Here is a 15,373-nt window from a genome sequence, read left to right as displayed (position 1 = left end):
AAGACTAAATTTTTACACAAAAAGTTCCCCAACCTTCCTACCTTTGATCCGTTGCAAAAATAGCCCCGGCGGAAGGTCCGCCGGTTGGCGAAAGAAAGACTATGCCCCGCGCCAAATCCACTGCTCCTTCAACGTCCTCTGCACCAGCGTCCGCGCCCAGGAAACAGAAGGCTAAAAATGGGGAACTCCCCCACGCCGAACGCTTTCTTACCGTGATCGGTGCTAAGGAGAACAACCTCAAGGATATCTCCGTAGAACTTCCCCGTAACCAACTCGTCGTGATTACGGGACTGAGCGGCAGTGGTAAGTCCAGCCTGGCCTTCGATACCATCTACGCCGAAGGCCAACGGCGATACATGGAAACTTTCAGCAGCTACGCCCGTCAGTTCATGGGCACAATGGAACGGCCGGATGTGGAGCAGATCACCGGGCTGAGTCCCGTCATCTCCATCGAACAAAAAACCACCAACCGGAGTCCGCGCTCCACGGTTGGCACCGTAACGGAAATCTATGATTTCCTGCGCCTCCTTTTCGCCCGCGCCGGTACGGCCTACAGCTACATCAGCGGAAAACCTATGCTCCGGTATACCGAGGAGCAGATGAAGGAACAGATTGCCGAGCAATATGCGGGCAAAAAGCTCATCGTCCTGGCCCCTTTGGTACGTGGCCGTAAAGGACATTACCGGGAGTTGTTCGAGCAGGTCCGCAAACAGGGGTACACCAAAGTGCGGACGGACGGCGAGATCGTGGACCTCAAGGAAGGGATGCAGGTCAGCCGCTACAAAGTTCATGACATTGAACTCGTCATCGACCGGCTGAAGATGCAACCTGACCGGCTGGACCGACTGAGCCAAAGCTTACAAACGGCCCTGAAAATGGGTGACGGGCTGGTGCTTGTACAAGACGCGGATACCGGCGAAACCTCTCCGTACTCCAAGAACCTGATGGACGCTGAGAACGGCCTCTCCTACGAAGAACCTAGCCCGAACACCTTTAGCTTCAACTCCCCTTACGGGTATTGCAAGAACTGTAAGGGGCTGGGGCAGGTAAATAGCCCGGACATTGATAAGATCATCCCCGACCGCAGCCTCAGCATCAATAAAGGCGGGTTGGCACCGCTGGGAGAGGACCGGGATAACAGCACCTTCAAACAGGTTAAAGAAATCGCTAAAGCTTATAAGTTTAAGCTGACGGATCCGATCAGTAAATTACCCGAAGCGGGGTTGAACGTGCTGCTCCACGGCGAAGACAAAAAGCCCGGCCGCCAAAAGAAAAGTAAGTACGACCGAATTGCCCACGATATGGTGTGGGACGTGCGCAAGAACGGCCTGTTTAACATGATCACCCGGTGGTACGAAGAAACAACCAGTGAGCGAATCCGTACCTGGGCGGAGGACTTCATGACCGTTGACGAGTGCCCGGAATGTGAAGGTGCCCGACTGCGTAAGGAAGCCCGCAACTACAAAATCAAGGAGGCCACCATTAGCGACCTGGCCCGGATGGATCTGGGAGAACTCGGAGAGTGGATGGAAACCGCAGAGGATGGGATGGACGAACGGACGACCCTGATTGCCACGGACATCCTAAAGGAAATTCGTTTCCGCCTCCGGTTTCTTTTGCACGTTGGGCTGGGCTACCTGAGTCTTGACCGGCCCGGCCGCTCCCTCTCCGGGGGAGAAGCCCAGCGAATTCGTCTGGCAACGCAGATCGGTAGCCAGCTGACGGGAATTACTTATATCCTCGATGAGCCGAGCATCGGCCTGCACCAACGCGATAACATGCGGCTGATCCGTGCCCTGCGTGACCTAACTGACATTGGAAATACAGTGCTGGTTGTGGAGCACGACAGAGACATCATGATGGCCAGCGATTACTTGCTGGACCTCGGACCGGGGGCGGGGGTAAAGGGCGGAGCAGTTGTCACTGCTGGGAAGCCAAAAGAATTTCTCCTCAAGAAAAACGCGGGTAGCATCACCAGTGATTACCTGTCGGGGCGCAAGAAGATCGAAATCCCCGAGACTCGCCGTAAAGGCAACGGGAATTTCCTGGAACTCAAAGGAGCTTCTGGTAACAACCTGAAAAACGTTAAGATCAAGATCCCTTTGGGCACTTTTACTTGTGTGACGGGGGTGAGTGGGTCCGGGAAATCGACATTGATCAACGAAACGCTGTACCCTATTTTGCGCCAGCACTTCTACAACAGTGTGAAGCGACCGATGGACTATAAAACGGTCAAGGGGCTGGAGCATATCGACAAAGTGATTGATATCGATCAGAGCCCGATTGGTCGTACGCCCAGGTCTAATCCGGCGACCTATACCGGGGTGTTTACCGATATTCGTGCTTTGTTTACGAACCTGCCTGAAGCTAAGATCCGGGGCTATAAACCCGGAAGGTTTAGTTTTAACGTCAAAGGAGGTCGTTGTGAAGATTGCAAGGGTAGCGGTAGTCGAACGATCGAAATGAACTTCCTGCCAGATGTGGAGGTGGAATGCGAAACCTGCCTGGGGAAGCGCTTTAACCGGGAGACACTGGAGATACTGTATAAAGGTAAATCGATCAACGACGTACTGGACATGTCGGTAGCCGAAGCTAGTGAGTTCTTTCAGCCGATCCCGAAAATTTACCGTCGGTTGAAAACCCTGAACGACGTTGGGCTGGGGTACATCACTTTGGGGCAACGTGCCACGACACTGTCTGGAGGAGAGGCTCAGCGGGTCAAGCTGTCGGAAGAACTAAGTAAGCGGGCGACGGGCCAGACTTGCTACATCCTGGATGAACCAACGACAGGCCTTCATTTCGAAGATATTCAGTACTTACTGCGTGTGCTGCAGGGCTTGGTAGAAAAAGGGAATACCGTCATTGTAATTGAGCATACGATGGACGTGATCAAGGTGGCCGACTACATCATAGACATGGGCCCCGAAGGAGGACGCGGCGGTGGTAGCGTGGTGGCCAAAGGAAAACCAGAACAGATTGCTAAGGTGGAGGAGAGCCATACTGGTCGTTTTTTGGCGGAGGAGCTGAAGTAAGGTGGAAGAAAAGTGCTTGAAGTAAATGTATAAAACTTTTTGTTTTGCATTTAATTAGTTTCTACATTCATGAGAAACTAATCCCATCCTATGTCAACACCCTATACTTCCCTGCTTGCCGAGTTGAAAACCACGGTCCAACGAGCTCGTGTTCATGCGATACAACAGGTGAACCGTTCTTTGATTCTTCTATTGGGAAAAGGATTCGGTATGGAAGTTCGTCTCTTCTACCTAGAAATATCCGCCCAACATGGCTGGACCCGTGCCGTCCTCTCCCACCAGATCAGCGTCAAGCTCTACGAACGTACCAATGTTAGAAGAAGAATAAACCGATGAGGACACGTTGTGTCATGTACAAATTACTCAAAAACCAGCTTGAAACTATCTATATTCAGGGGCGATATGTTTTGGGGTATTTTGCTGATTATCAACTGTTTGTGTTTGTGTGTGCTTCTATAATTCTATATCTGCCCATTTTCTCCTTGCAGCATCCGTTCAGATGCCTGATTATTGTATTGTTGCTGTAGCGTAATAGTACTGCCTTTAGTTAGAGTATTCCTCCTAAATGATCCGACGCTGTAGCAACCTTGATTGATAATTACAGTGAGTATGATTTTTTCGCACGATGTGCGACTCGAAAAGTAGTTTTTTTAAAACAATGCCGCTTCCTGGTGGAGGCGGCATTTTCTATTCTTCCGGGGCTTTGGTTGAAGAAATGTTCATTACGGCCTGGTCGAAGGCATCCTTTTCCAACAACGATTTTCCCCGGACTTTACTGCGGTAAGCATAAATAGTGTTTACGGAGTACCCAAGGATTTTTGAGATCGTATCGTTGTTTTTTATTCCCAACCGCATCAGGGCGAATATCCTGATCTCCGTGGAAAGTTCTTCCTGCTCGTCGTCTTGCCAGATTTGATCGGATGGGAATAAAGCATGGAACTTCGGTACAAAGTTGGGAAACAGGGTAAGGAAGACCTGATCAAAATCGCGCAGCAACTGCTTGTTCTGTTGTTTGGCATTAAAAGACTTAAGCTGAAATTTGGCTTCTTTGAAATCCGCAGCATAAATGGCCTTCGTCGCCTTGTCAATCACCTTTTTAGCGGTAGTGATGAATTTCGTGTTGGTTTGAAAGAAGTGACCAATGTACTGTTCCTTGATGCGTTCTGATTCGCGCAGGGCGGTATTGTTTTGCCGCAATTGTTGGTAAGTATTTAGTAAGGCCTGGCGTCGTTCCTTAAGTTCCTGGTTTTGGTGGATGGTCCGCCTAATGAGCCATATGGCCAACAGGAGTAGTATGGAAAGTAACGAGCTGAAAATAATGAACTGCTTGCGCTGACTCCGCAAAAGCTGTTGCCGCTCTTCTTCGATTAGTGGGAGTATTTCCAATACTTCAATCTTACGATGTTGAGCGCCGAAAAAATTGGCATTTTCCAGTCCAATCTTTATGTACCTGCCCGAACGTTCATAGTCGCCAATTTCGTAGGCGTAGCGGGCGACCCGAACCAGCGAAATCGCTTCCCGCGTTACCGTACGTTCGTCTGCAATTGCAGATTTCACAACGGCGATGCGAGCGGAATCGTTCCTGTTCAGCAATCGATAATTGATGGCAGCGCCACCATGTTCTTTGGCCATCAGGCGAACGGTGGCATCCGGGTGTTTGCAAATTTGGTGGTAGACCCTGATCCCTGCTTCAGGATTGTGTTCGGCAACGGCCTTATTCACAAGTAGGGAGAGGTATTCAATCGTATCGGGAGCAACGTACAGAATGGCTGAATCCAGGTAGGTGGCCGCCTGGTTTCTGCTATGACCACTCAGGACAGAGCTGGGGTAGTTGTCAGACAGGTCGATATAGCACCTGGCCAGAGACGCATAATACTCTGCCTTAAGCCGGCTGTTAAAATTATTCAGATCGATGGTGTGAAGACTGTCAATGGCTTCATTGAACATACCCGCGGAAAGGAAAATGAAGGACTCTTTAAGCTGCGCAAGGTCTATTTTTCTTGGGTCCGCCAACTGGCGCGCTATGGAATCAAGTCGACAAACCTCCTTACTAGCCCGGGTAAAGGAGAAAGATTCCAGGGCCGCTACCTTTTCCAGAGTAATTTCGAATTTTTCTTCAAGGCTGGTTGCTTGTCTCCTCTGTTGGTCCAACTGTTGTAGCTGTGCTTCTTTTTGGGCGAGGTAGGTGTTTCGTTGTTCTAGTTCAGTGTCCAGTACGTTGAGTAATGAGTCTAATTGCGTAGCCCCTGTTGCCGGCAGGCAACACAGTAAACAACAGATTAGAACTTCACGCAACAACTTCATAAAACCGGAAATGGCCACCTACCGAGAATCTCGGCACCTTGCCACAATATCCGTTAAATAGCGCAGATATTGGGAAAACCTCTTTATTGGGATCACATAATCGGACGAAATAAGTGGTTGCTCATTGAAATTAATTAGGAGAAGGAAGAGGCGCGGCCGCAGGTACAAGGTTTTGGTTAAACACCGACATTGGCCCTGTTCAAGCCTTAAAAGCTTATCTCAAGAAACGCCACGGAGCTACAATTTCTTCAATGCAGCTTTAATGCGCAGGTTGCGTTCTCGCTTTTGCACAATTACCGGTTCCGCGGCTCGTTCTGCGCAATCGGAGATCGGACAACGTTCACAAGTGGTATTGACTTCCCGGCTGGAGATGGCCGGATCGTCGTGCCAGGCGATGATTTTCCGAAGTTTGTCGTTGACAAGGAAACCGAGCGTAAGGCTGACGTTCCGTCCCTTTTTAGGGTAATCCGTTCGCGCCATGGTTAAGCACAGGTATTCGTCTTCTGTACCGTAGTAGTGGCTGCGTTGTATATCGATACTGATCGCTTCTCCGGCTGACATCTCCTGCAGTAGGCTCAAACTTACCCACCTCCGGCAGTAATGCTCAAACAGGCCATTCTCATGTGGGTGGTGCCGGCGATGAAGATGGAGTTCCTTGTCGATGGTGAAATCATCCGTCTGGGGGTTGTGGAGAAACCGTAGGAAAAACATTTCCCGCAGGCCGAAGAACTGAGGTAGTACGTTAGTCAGCCGGTGGTAAAACATCTCCGGAGTAGCGTTGAACCGTTGCATTAGCCCCAGAAATGCCTTTGCGTCCCAATTTGGCAGCGCAAAGAAAGCTTTTACCTGCTCCGTGAACGCTTGAAGTGGAATGTGTAAGGCCACGCTGAAATAGGTGGCTTTGCTGTGGTTCAGTACCTCCTCAAAAACCCGGCTGCGCAGCAGGCTGCTGGTGTTCGCCCGTTCGGAAAGCCTTAGATAATTGAAGGCGAGTTCCTTACCGAATTGGAAGCCGCGTTGTGCCGGTGTCAGGTTTCCGTTAAGCAAAAGCCGATTGCCTTCCGGCTGATACACTGCGCGTAGCATTTGTAAGTCCGGGTGGGCATCAAGGCCGTTGGGCAAAATGGTGTAGCCATAGTGCGCTTCTAACAGCGTTGCCAGTACCCGGGGAGGTAATGGCCGAATACCCGGCAGTTGATGTTGCTTAGTAAAGGTTTCGACGGCTTTTTCGAGGTCCGGAAAGTAATTGTCATTAAGCTCCAGGTAAGAGCGCAGCGCGGCGAAATAAAAATTTTCCTCCCGCAAGGCGTAGGAGCGAGACAACTCCAACAGCGTACTGATGAAGGCGCCGACCCGGGTTGGGGCCTGGGCGACAATCTCCGCTACCTTACTGAGCTCGATACCAAACAACTCCAACGGTAACTCATTCAGGAAATTTGACTGTAGCAGTTGGGTGACCGGTGCCAGGTGCCGACCCAGTTCTCCATTGGTGAGCTCTTTGGCGGTGGTGCCAAGGGCCTTTGCTAACTTGGTTACTTTGTCCTGCTTCGGGAACTTCTTGCCCTTTTCAATCTCGTTGATGTAAGACAGGGACATCCCCGATCGCTTCGAGAGCTCCGAAAATGACAGGCCCTGTTCCTGGCGGAGTTGCTTAACTTTAAGCCCGAAGATGATCTTTTCGTTAGCGGTTTTGGCTTGCATATGTCGGCAAAATAGCGAATTTTCGCAGAATGCGGCTGCCTATGGTCTTTTAGACGAAAAAGTCACTACGCGCTTTTCTCCTGGACACGCCGCACCTGTTTAACGACATTCAGCCTTTTAGAGACTTCGCCCCTAATTCCCTGCCTTTCCTCAACCGGTCGCTGCACCTGCGGCCGCGCCCAAATCCTTCTAAATTCTTAGTGTAGTACTTAGTGCCTAAATGTCTTAGTGGTTACTATCCTCGACCAAATGCCGGTAAAGCAGCGCATGAATCCGTGGCCGGATACCCAAAGTGTAGATGGCTCTGCGGTTCCGACTGGGGTGGACACGGTTGCTCAGAAATACGAACAAGAGGTCTTTGTCCGGGTCGGCCCAAACCATTGTACCTGTATACCCACTGTGTCCAAAACTGGCGGGAGAGGCTGCTGCTGCGACTGAACTTGCATCGGGATCGTACACCACCAGGGGCTTGTCGAAACCTAGTCCCCGGCGGTTCCCCTCTGCCTCATAATGCCTGCGGGTAAACGCTTCTACGGTCGATGCATTGAAATAGCGCCGGCCGTCGTATTCTCCACCGTTCAGCAACATCTGGTACAGCTTTGCGAGGTCTGCTGCGCTGGAGAAAAGCCCCGCATTACCACTGACACCGTTCATCAATGCCGCCCCTTCATCATGCACGACACCGTGCAGCGGAGCCATGCGAAAAAACGTATCGATTTCCGTCGGAACGATTCTGCTGAGCGGGATGCCCCGGTCCAACGGCCGGTAGCCAAGGGTTTCGGCACCCAGTGGGTCATAGAACTGTTGACGGAGGTAATCATGGTATCCCATACCCGTTCCTTCCTCCACCAGCTGGGGGAGAAGGTAAAACAGGAGGCCGGAATACACGTAGTCTCCGGCGGGTTTCACGGGAGATTTTCGAATGGCGCTGTAAATATTTTTCTCCCGGAATTTTCGATGCAGCCACAGATCATCCATCACCCGTATCGGATAGTTTCTGCTGCTGTCGCGTCGGAGCGTCCGACCACGAAACCGATAATCGTTGGTACGTTTAGCGTCCCAGTTTTTCTTCCAGGGGTAACGACCGTTGCCCTTCAGGGTTCCCTGCCAGTAAGGCACCCATGGAAGAATCCCGGCCCGGTGGCTGAGGGCGGAGCGAAGGGGAATGTCGGCTTTATCAGTGCCGGCAAAAACGGGAAAATACTGACCGATCGGAGCATCGAGGTTAAGCCGGTCCTGCTCGTACAACTGCATGAGGTAAAGCAGGCCTGAGCTGGTTTTGGTAATGGAAGCAAGGTCGTAAACGTCGTCTTTTTGTGTCGGACGCTGATTCGCGTACGTATGGTATCCAGCGGTGACGTGGGCCAGTACTTCGCCCTTATGCAAGGCCAATACCTGAGCACCCGGGAAGGCGTCGGCGGCAATTCCTTCCTCCAGGATCAGGCGGATGGAATCTGCCAGGGAAGATTGGGCGAAGGCAGAAAGGGAAGAAAGGAGAAGGGAGGTAAGGAGGAGCTTTCTCATGTTTGTGTTTTCTGTGTTCCAAATTTCAGCGTTGCCTTAACTGGTTTTCGTGATCATTTTGAAGTAGGCAAAAGGGCGGGGGCGGAAGGTGACCTACAAAGCATAAAACACCCCCACGTGCCCTCCCAGCCCTCCCCGCCGACTCGTAGAAGCAATGGTGGCCCCCGTTTTAATGAGGTCACTGAAGCCGATCAGGTATCGCCCGTCTGCCTGGATAGTAATTGGGCCAAATTCTAAGTTAAAACCGACACCAATTTGTAATCCGTAGTTGACGCGGAAGGGAAGTTCAAAATTGTAGTACTGGGGTAGGGTAGTGACCGGCTCAACATACTCAGCTGGAATGCTTTCTTTATCCTGCAGGGGAAAAGACAAATACGGCCCGCCCTGAAGCATGGGTTGAAAAGCACCTTTGCCGATACTCAACTGGGAAAGGATGAGGAGTTCGGCGTAGGTGATGCTGCGTTCGTAGAGGGAGGAAAACGAATCGTCCAGGTTCTCTTTCCAGCCGGCGCTGCTTATACCCAGCTCGGCCTGGAAGCCGACGAGGTGGTTGTCGAAATAGCGCAGGCCGATCCCGAAACTTGTTCCCTGCAGGGCCTCGACGTTGGCCGCCGGTGTAAAGTCTACCTCGTGTTGCATAAAACCTCCACCCACACCAATTTGCAGCCGGTTGACCGCCTTAACGGAATCACGCTGCTGTCCGCAAAGCATAAGCGGGAGGAAACATAGCAGGAAGAAAAGCAACTGATTCATCGTAAGGGAAGGTTTAGCACGACAAAAGTGCGGTTTTTCGCGTTATCTATGTCTACGCCCGCACCATTTTGATAAATTCCACCTCTTTATGCGCCTTCTGCTGTTTTGCTGCCTGTTTTGCCTCTCCTGCGCTACCACCCGTTCGCAGTCGGAGGAGAAGGTGGCCGATTACTTTATTGACCCCGTTGGGAAGACGTATCTCCTGCTGACCGACGATGAATTGGTGACGGACAATCCGTTGGGGCAAAATCGCTTCTCCTTTTACGACAGCAGCCTGGGCGGGCCAGACGTTGTTGACGTGACCAACCCCTTTGCCATCCTGCTGTTCTATGCCGATTATGGCACGGTGGTGGTGTTGGACCGGACGCTAAGTGAAGTGAGTCGGTTGGACCTTTTTAGTTTACCCGATTTGCAGCAGCCAGTTACCGCTGCCCGGGCTACCGACCAGGGCATTTGGGTATTTGATTCCTGGGACTATCGGCTCAAGCTCATCGACGGGACGGGCAAGCTGCGCCTGAAGAGTAACGACCTGCGCCTGGAGATCAAAACCGCCGCTGAGCCTTCCGCGATTTACGTTGACCAGGGTGCGGTGCTGCTGCATTATGCGGAGGAAAATCGCCTGGCAGTGTTCACGAACTACGGCCGGTTTCAGCGCTGGGTGGAGTTGCCAATGGCTAAGATTTATGGCTGGCACGCGCCGTATTTGAGCGGGAATAAAGACGGTACTTACTGGATCTGGGCACGGGGGGAGCAGGAGGCGCGGCCGCAGGTGCAGGGAACGTTGAAGGGCAAGCTGCTGGGCGTGAAGGAGGGGGTTTATTATTTGGATCCGGTTAAAGGGGTTAAGCTCGAACAGAAAGAATAATGGGTGAATACCTCAAGAAGGGTTTAGTCGTAGGGTGTTCTGTCTGAGAATAATGCTACGCAACAGATTTTGCCCGCAAAACGCATCGCGTTTTAAACAAGCCTCTCTCCGTCGAGCCTGAGGCGAGACCTGCCAGAGAGGGGGTGATGTGAGGTTGAAAAGCATCGTGCGGAAAGTAGAGAACAGCTTGTTTAGCAAAATAAATACATAAAACATTTTGTTTGTTTAAGTCAATTCCCCTACATTTGTGAAAATCAAGGCGGTGGAAGCACCCTCTTGCCCACACTCAGAAAACAGCCTTTATAATTGATTAAGTAAATCGGGAGCCAGCATAGGTGTTCCCCCAAAGGTTGCAAAAAATGACTGCTGTAATTTCACGTTCGCTGTCCTTCGTTGGGCGGCACTGGCTTCGCCTACTCATCATCGCCGCTGCAGTGGTGATGTTGTCTCGCAAACAGGTTAACTTCAATATTCGGCTGGGCTCGCCGACTGCCCCCACGGAAACCCCCGCTTCCTTGCCGGGAGATCCCGAAATCCTCTTGCCTGCCGCAGTCTCCGACCGGCCAGTGCTAACCGAGGTTCCACCTCCAGCGCCCCTCGCTGCGGTGGAGGAAAAAGCTGGTTTCCTGGATCGCTTTAACTTGTTTGGCGGCGCTTCGGAACCCAGCCATTACGACGTGCTGACCCGACAGGAGGAGCAGGTCATCGCGGCGTTCATCCGCCGCTTCAGCAATGTGGCGCAGACGGAGCAGGAGAAGTTTGGTGTGCCGGCCAGTATCACCCTCGCCAATGCGTTGTTGCATGGCCGGGCGGGACTAAGCCCCGCTGCACAAATGCACCATAACTTTTTTAACCTCCCTTGCGGCAAAGACTGGCCCGGGGCCACTGGCCGGGAGAGCGGGCGGTGCGTGCGTGCTTACGAGAACGCCTGGACCAGCTTCCGCGATCACAGCCTGTTCATTACTTCGGGGAACTTCAGCGCCATGTCCCAGTTCTCCGAAACTGATTACCGCCGCTGGGCGGCGGGGCTCGAAGAACTTGGCTTCAACAAAACAGACGACCTGGCTAAGCAGCTGTTGCAGACGATTGACCGGTACCAGTTGTTTCGGTTTGACTAGGGCGCCTGCGGCGCGTTGTAGGGTCGCTTACGCTCCGGTCGCAGGTTGCAGCTCACCTCGTTCGTTGTTGCAGAGGTCGCTTCGCTCCCGTTGCAGAGCGCCTGCGGCGCGTTGCAGGTTGCAGCGCCCGCATCAGGCTGCTCGCTTCGCTCGTTTTTGACAAATTCTTTTAAAAATGTAGAAAAAATTTGCTTGAATTGCCTGGGGCAATTGTTTTGTGCAACCCTGCAACCCAAAGGTTACAAGTTGCAGGTTACAAGTTGCAGGTTACAACCTACAACCTGAAACCTACAACCTGCAACTTGCAACTTGTAACTTGCAGCCTGTAACCTGCAACCTGAAACTTTGATGAGACAACCGTTTTTCCTACTGTACCTATGCCTGTTCTGCCTTGCTTCTTGTACCGATTCCCCTGCACCTGTGTCCGCGCCTGAAAAGCCCGATGGTCCCCTACCCAATATCCTGCTCATCGTAGCCGATGATTTGGGTTGGGCCGACCTGAATTGCTACGGCAACCCACTGGTGAAAAGCCCGCACCTGGATAATTTAGCAAGGGACGGCGTACAGTTTATGCAAGCCTACGCCGCTGCCCCAAAAGGGCAGCCTTCCCGTTCCGCCCTGCAAACTGGCCTGCACCCCGCTCGCACTGGCCACGGTAAACCCGGTGCGAATTACGAAACCCTTGGAGAATTGGCGAAGAAGGCCGGACTAAAAACGGCACACATCGGAAAATGGCAGCTGGGCACGGGAGACAAAGCCCCCGATCAGCAGGGCTACGATCACGTTTTCGCGGTGGCGGAGCAACACCCCGACAGCTACTACTATCCCTTTTTTACGGAATCACCAATTGCCGACCTTCTCGTCGAATCGCAGGAGGGAGATTACCTGACGGATAAGCTGACCGATCACGCCATTGACGTACTTGGGAAATGGCAGGATTCGACGTGGTTAATGTCGTTGAGTTATTACGCGCCGCACGTTCCTCTGGAGGGGCGAAAAGATAAGGTCCGGGCCTATCGGGAATTAGTGGACAGCACCCACTGGCGAAAATTCCCCACTCTGGAATACGCCGCTATGATCTCCGTAATTGACGAGAACGTCGGCCGCATCATCGCTGCTCTTAAGGCTACCGGACAGCTGGAACGAACCCTGATTGTTTTTACTTCCGACAATGGTGGCCTTCACCTCCAACCGGACAATCCCAAATTAGCAAAGCACACTCCGCCTACCGATAATGGCATCCTTCGAGCCGGTAAGGGGACGCTCTACGAAGGTGGAATTCGGGTGCCGCTGATTGTCCACTTTCCCAGTTACGCAACTACTACCTATGCCTCGCTGGCACAGGTGGTCGGTACGGACATCTTTCCAACTGTAGGGGAAGTCTTGCGACAGGGAGATTATGCCAAAAGCCCGGACGGACGTAGTTTTCTACCCATTCTCAGAGGGGTGGAATTAAAGCAGCGGACTTTGTTTTGGGAAGCCCCCTACGCTGGTCCTGAAGGCCCCGCAGGCGCTGTCCGACGGGGAGATTTTAAACTCTACCTCGATACTGCTCACGACTCCGTGACTTATTTCAATATCGGTGACCTGCCGGACGAATCACTGCGGATGGCTACGCCACCGGAGGGAGATTTACTGGGCGCCTGGAAGCAATTTATTAGTCGGTAGTTCAGCAGTTCATGGTCTAAAAGCCATAGTTTAGTAGTAGCTGCTGCACGAACGCAGTGAGCACTTTCTTGCGGGAGCTACTACGAAATACTGACTATGAACTACTGAACTAATTTGTTCAAAACTTCTCCAAGTTCTTCCGCCGTAAAGTCGGTCTTGGCGTGCAGAAATACGGTGCGGTGCTCCGTTGGTTCACTGACGATGGCGATGATTTCCCGAACGGTGTCACCTTTCATACTGACGGACAATTCTACTTGCTCGCCGGATTTCGCGCGGACGGTGGCCCAGCGCTCGTAGTTGTGTTCCGACTCCAGGGTGCGAAGCAACCGTTTGATGTCTTTGCCGGCGTCGAAATCATGGTTGTCGAAGGTCAGAATTCGGGTGGTGCCAAACTCCTGCGCAAGGGAGAATGCGGCGCGTTCCTCTTCGTCCTCGCTGGCCAGCATACCTATTTCACCGGCAAGGCCAATCAGGAAGCCTGGAATGGTAATGGCTACATTTTCCTCGCCCTTACGATGTTCGCGGATGAAATCCCGGACGGCTCTATTTTGGGAGAAGAGAGTAGGGGCGGCCAGAGTGACCAACAGAAACAGGAGTATTAGCTTTTTCATACTAGGTTTTATTTATGGGTATTTAGTGGGTGGTTAATAGTCGGTAGTGGGTAGTTCCGGCACGAACGAAGTGAGCAATATCTTGCGGCAGCTACTACGAACTACCCACTACCTAACTATAGACTAATTCCGTCCTTCAATGGCCCGTTGCAGGTCAGAAATTTTGGTAAGGTCAATTTTGCCGACGAAGCTGAACATGGCAAAATTATCGACGGCGCCGATGAGCATGAACAGTTCACTGATGACGGCGTCTTCGTCCTGAATGAAGGCTTCGACGTTGTCGCCGTCCTTGGTCCGGATTTTGAAAAGCAACTCGTACTTATCAGTGGGAATTCGATTTTTAGCCGCTTTCCAGTGCGCCATCACGTTTTCATCGGTATGGAGGATCCGGATACCCTGGATGTCCTGGACAACTTTCAAAATGGCCTCGACTTCCTTTTCGTCCATATCTTCCAAATCAAGTTTGGCGTCTTTGACGAGTTGAAATATTTTACCACTGATGTATACGACGGTAAAATCCTGATCGTCGACGTATTCACTGAAATAAGTAGAAATAGCATCCCGGGGGATTTTTTGCGCGGACGCAGGTGCCAGGTAAAGGCAAAGGAGCAGGGCAATCAGATATTTCATTATTGTTGATTTAAAGGTTGATGGTGGAAAGCGTAAAATGTTGAATCTGATTAGGTACAGTTCTTATTTCAACATCCTGCGCACTTCCCCCAGTTCCCGGATTGTGATCTCAGGACCACGATTGATTTCGGAACTGGCGGTTTTGAGGGCGCCCCGCAGTAAGCGGTAGGCTTCCTCGGGGTCGGTGACCTCGTACTTACTCCAATCGATGGGCTGTGCCTCGGCGATGGGGAAGCTGGAGAGATCGGGTTGCTGGTTGAACCAGGTATGCAGGCAGAGTAACATGACCACGGCAGCCGCTACTGCGGCCAACCAACGAACGGGGAGCCGCCGTTGAATTGCGGGCCGCCGCACCTTAGGGGCAACAATTTCACCTGCCTGTTCCCAATAAGAGAAAAGCGGAGGATAGGGAGCCAGGTCCGGGTGGATGTCTCCGGCCCGGAAATAAGCCCTCAGTTGCTCCTCCTCCTCCAGGGTGGTTTCCCCGAGGAAGTAGCGGTCGAGCAGTGTTTTAGCTGTAGTATGCGTCATGATTCTACGATTCTTTGTTGAAGTAACAGGCCCCTGAGTTTACCGCGGCCGCGGTGCAGGTAGGTTTTTACCTGCGACAAACTAAGGCCAGTGGCCTCGGCTATTTCTTTATAGTCCATCCCTTCCACCTCGCGCAGGTGGAGCACCGACCGCTGATCTGGCGGAAGCTGCTGGAGGAGCCGGTGGATATGGCCGAGGGTGTCGTTGGTGGCTGTAATCTGAAAAGGTGTGTGTGCAACGAAATCCGGAGCGGCCGCTTCCGTTTCTCTGGCACACCGCACTTTTGCAGAACGAAGCCGGTCGATCGCCTGGTGCTTGGTCATCCGCATCAGCCAGGCTGGTGGGTTGTCAAGACCAACGATCTGGTCACGCTTTTTCCAACTCTTTACCAGCACATCCTGTACCACATCTTCCGCCTCGTCCGCGTCATTGACGACGCGCAGTGCCAGCCGGTAAAGGCGGTCACGGACGGAAGTTATTATACTGGAGTACTGATCCAAAATTGGGTGCGTTTGCCTAAGACACGGCGGCTAAGAGTAGTTTGTTACAAGAAGGACGGAAAAAAATGTTGTGGGTTGCGGAGAGCTCTGTCGTACTTCTACATATCTACGATGATCTACCCTGTTTTGCGGGTCT

At 52.1% G+C, this 15,373-nt stretch carries 12 protein-coding genes; 4 read left to right on the top strand and 8 right to left on the bottom strand.

The window, feature by feature from the left end; translation table 11 throughout:
* The first annotated feature begins 101 nt into the window (after positions 1-101).
* On the top strand, positions 102-3,032 hold the full coding sequence (gene uvrA / locus B036_RS0101435) for an excinuclease ABC subunit UvrA (RefSeq protein ID WP_026231570.1): 2,931 nt from the start codon (positions 102-104) through the stop codon (positions 3,030-3,032).
* Between the two features lie 687 nt (positions 3,033-3,719).
* On the opposite strand, the gene B036_RS0101425 is transcribed toward uvrA, so the two are convergent.
* From B036_RS0101425 to B036_RS0101410, 4 genes are all read right to left on the bottom strand, one after another.
* Positions 3,720-5,336, bottom strand: coding sequence for a DUF6377 domain-containing protein (locus tag B036_RS0101425; RefSeq protein ID WP_020566901.1), 1,617 nt, complete (start codon positions 5,334-5,336; stop codon positions 3,720-3,722).
* A 237-nt stretch (positions 5,337-5,573) separates the two neighbouring features.
* Positions 5,574-7,037, bottom strand: a complete 1,464-nt coding sequence (locus B036_RS0101420) for a helix-turn-helix domain-containing protein (RefSeq protein WP_020566900.1) — start codon at positions 7,035-7,037, stop codon at positions 5,574-5,576.
* A gap of 225 nt (positions 7,038-7,262) precedes the next feature.
* The gene (locus B036_RS27645; RefSeq protein WP_020566899.1) at positions 7,263-8,561 is read right to left on the bottom strand and encodes a serine hydrolase domain-containing protein; all 1,299 of its coding nucleotides are present in this window, start codon (positions 8,559-8,561) and stop codon (positions 7,263-7,265) included.
* A 93-nt stretch (positions 8,562-8,654) separates the two neighbouring features.
* The gene (locus B036_RS0101410; RefSeq protein ID WP_020566898.1) at positions 8,655-9,314 is read right to left on the bottom strand and encodes a porin family protein; all 660 of its coding nucleotides are present in this window, start codon (positions 9,312-9,314) and stop codon (positions 8,655-8,657) included.
* A gap of 88 nt (positions 9,315-9,402) precedes the next feature.
* Here B036_RS0101410 and B036_RS31495 point away from each other — a divergent pair, with 88 nt between their 5' ends.
* The 3 genes from B036_RS31495 to B036_RS0101395 all read left to right on the top strand — a co-directional run bounded on the left by B036_RS31495 (position 9,403) and on the right by B036_RS0101395 (position 12,965).
* Positions 9,403-10,179, top strand: a complete 777-nt coding sequence (locus tag B036_RS31495) for a hypothetical protein (protein ID WP_020566897.1) — start codon at positions 9,403-9,405, stop codon at positions 10,177-10,179.
* A 359-nt stretch (positions 10,180-10,538) separates the two neighbouring features.
* The gene (locus B036_RS31490) at positions 10,539-11,297 is read left to right on the top strand and encodes a glucosaminidase domain-containing protein (RefSeq protein ID WP_020566896.1); all 759 of its coding nucleotides are present in this window, start codon (positions 10,539-10,541) and stop codon (positions 11,295-11,297) included.
* A 348-nt stretch (positions 11,298-11,645) separates the two neighbouring features.
* Complete coding sequence (locus B036_RS0101395) at positions 11,646-12,965, top strand: sulfatase (protein ID WP_026231567.1); 1,320 nt, start codon at positions 11,646-11,648, stop codon at positions 12,963-12,965.
* A 101-nt stretch (positions 12,966-13,066) separates the two neighbouring features.
* Here B036_RS0101395 and B036_RS0101390 read toward each other — a convergent pair whose 3' ends face one another.
* From B036_RS0101390 to B036_RS0101375, 4 genes are all read right to left on the bottom strand, one after another.
* On the bottom strand, positions 13,067-13,576 hold the full coding sequence (locus B036_RS0101390) for a DUF4252 domain-containing protein (RefSeq protein ID WP_020566894.1): 510 nt from the start codon (positions 13,574-13,576) through the stop codon (positions 13,067-13,069).
* A 123-nt stretch (positions 13,577-13,699) separates the two neighbouring features.
* On the bottom strand, positions 13,700-14,206 hold the full coding sequence (locus B036_RS27630; protein ID WP_020566893.1) for a DUF4252 domain-containing protein: 507 nt from the start codon (positions 14,204-14,206) through the stop codon (positions 13,700-13,702).
* A gap of 63 nt (positions 14,207-14,269) precedes the next feature.
* Positions 14,270-14,737 (bottom strand): hypothetical protein, encoded by a 468-nt coding sequence (locus tag B036_RS0101380; protein ID WP_020566892.1) that lies wholly within the window; start codon positions 14,735-14,737, stop codon positions 14,270-14,272.
* Entirely contained in the window at positions 14,734-15,237 is a 504-nt protein-coding gene (locus B036_RS0101375) for an RNA polymerase sigma factor (RefSeq protein ID WP_020566891.1), read from the bottom strand. The genes B036_RS0101380 and B036_RS0101375 overlap by 4 nt, the downstream gene beginning before the upstream one ends.
* Positions 15,238-15,373: the final 136 nt, after the last annotated feature.

It is taken from the genome of Neolewinella persica DSM 23188 (assembly GCF_000373105.1).
In the GTDB taxonomy this organism is placed as follows: Bacteria; Bacteroidota; Bacteroidia; order Chitinophagales; family Saprospiraceae; genus Neolewinella; species Neolewinella persica.
This window is presented reverse-complemented; position numbering and strand designations above follow the sequence as displayed.

What these genes read in the sequence shown, in the direction of transcription:
- B036_RS27630 (WP_020566893.1), bottom strand. Translation starts at nt 14,206, where the DNA reads ATGAAATATCTGATTGCCCTGCTCCTTTGCCTTTACCTGGCACCTGCG.
- B036_RS27645 (WP_020566899.1), bottom strand. Translation starts at nt 8,561, where the DNA reads ATGAGAAAGCTCCTCCTTACCTCCCTTCTCCTTTCTTCCCTTTCTGCC.
- B036_RS0101425 (WP_020566901.1), bottom strand. Translation starts at nt 5,336, where the DNA reads ATGAAGTTGTTGCGTGAAGTTCTAATCTGTTGTTTACTGTGTTGCCTG.
- B036_RS0101395 (WP_026231567.1), top strand. Translation starts at nt 11,646, where the DNA reads ATGAGACAACCGTTTTTCCTACTGTACCTATGCCTGTTCTGCCTTGCT.
- B036_RS31490 (WP_020566896.1), top strand. Translation starts at nt 10,539, where the DNA reads ATGACTGCTGTAATTTCACGTTCGCTGTCCTTCGTTGGGCGGCACTGG.
- uvrA (WP_026231570.1), top strand. Translation starts at nt 102, where the DNA reads ATGCCCCGCGCCAAATCCACTGCTCCTTCAACGTCCTCTGCACCAGCG.
- B036_RS0101390 (WP_020566894.1), bottom strand. Translation starts at nt 13,576, where the DNA reads ATGAAAAAGCTAATACTCCTGTTTCTGTTGGTCACTCTGGCCGCCCCT.
- B036_RS0101380 (WP_020566892.1), bottom strand. Translation starts at nt 14,737, where the DNA reads ATGACGCATACTACAGCTAAAACACTGCTCGACCGCTACTTCCTCGGG.
- B036_RS0101420 (WP_020566900.1), bottom strand. Translation starts at nt 7,037, where the DNA reads ATGCAAGCCAAAACCGCTAACGAAAAGATCATCTTCGGGCTTAAAGTT.
- B036_RS31495 (WP_020566897.1), top strand. Translation starts at nt 9,403, where the DNA reads ATGCGCCTTCTGCTGTTTTGCTGCCTGTTTTGCCTCTCCTGCGCTACC.
- B036_RS0101410 (WP_020566898.1), bottom strand. Translation starts at nt 9,314, where the DNA reads ATGAATCAGTTGCTTTTCTTCCTGCTATGTTTCCTCCCGCTTATGCTT.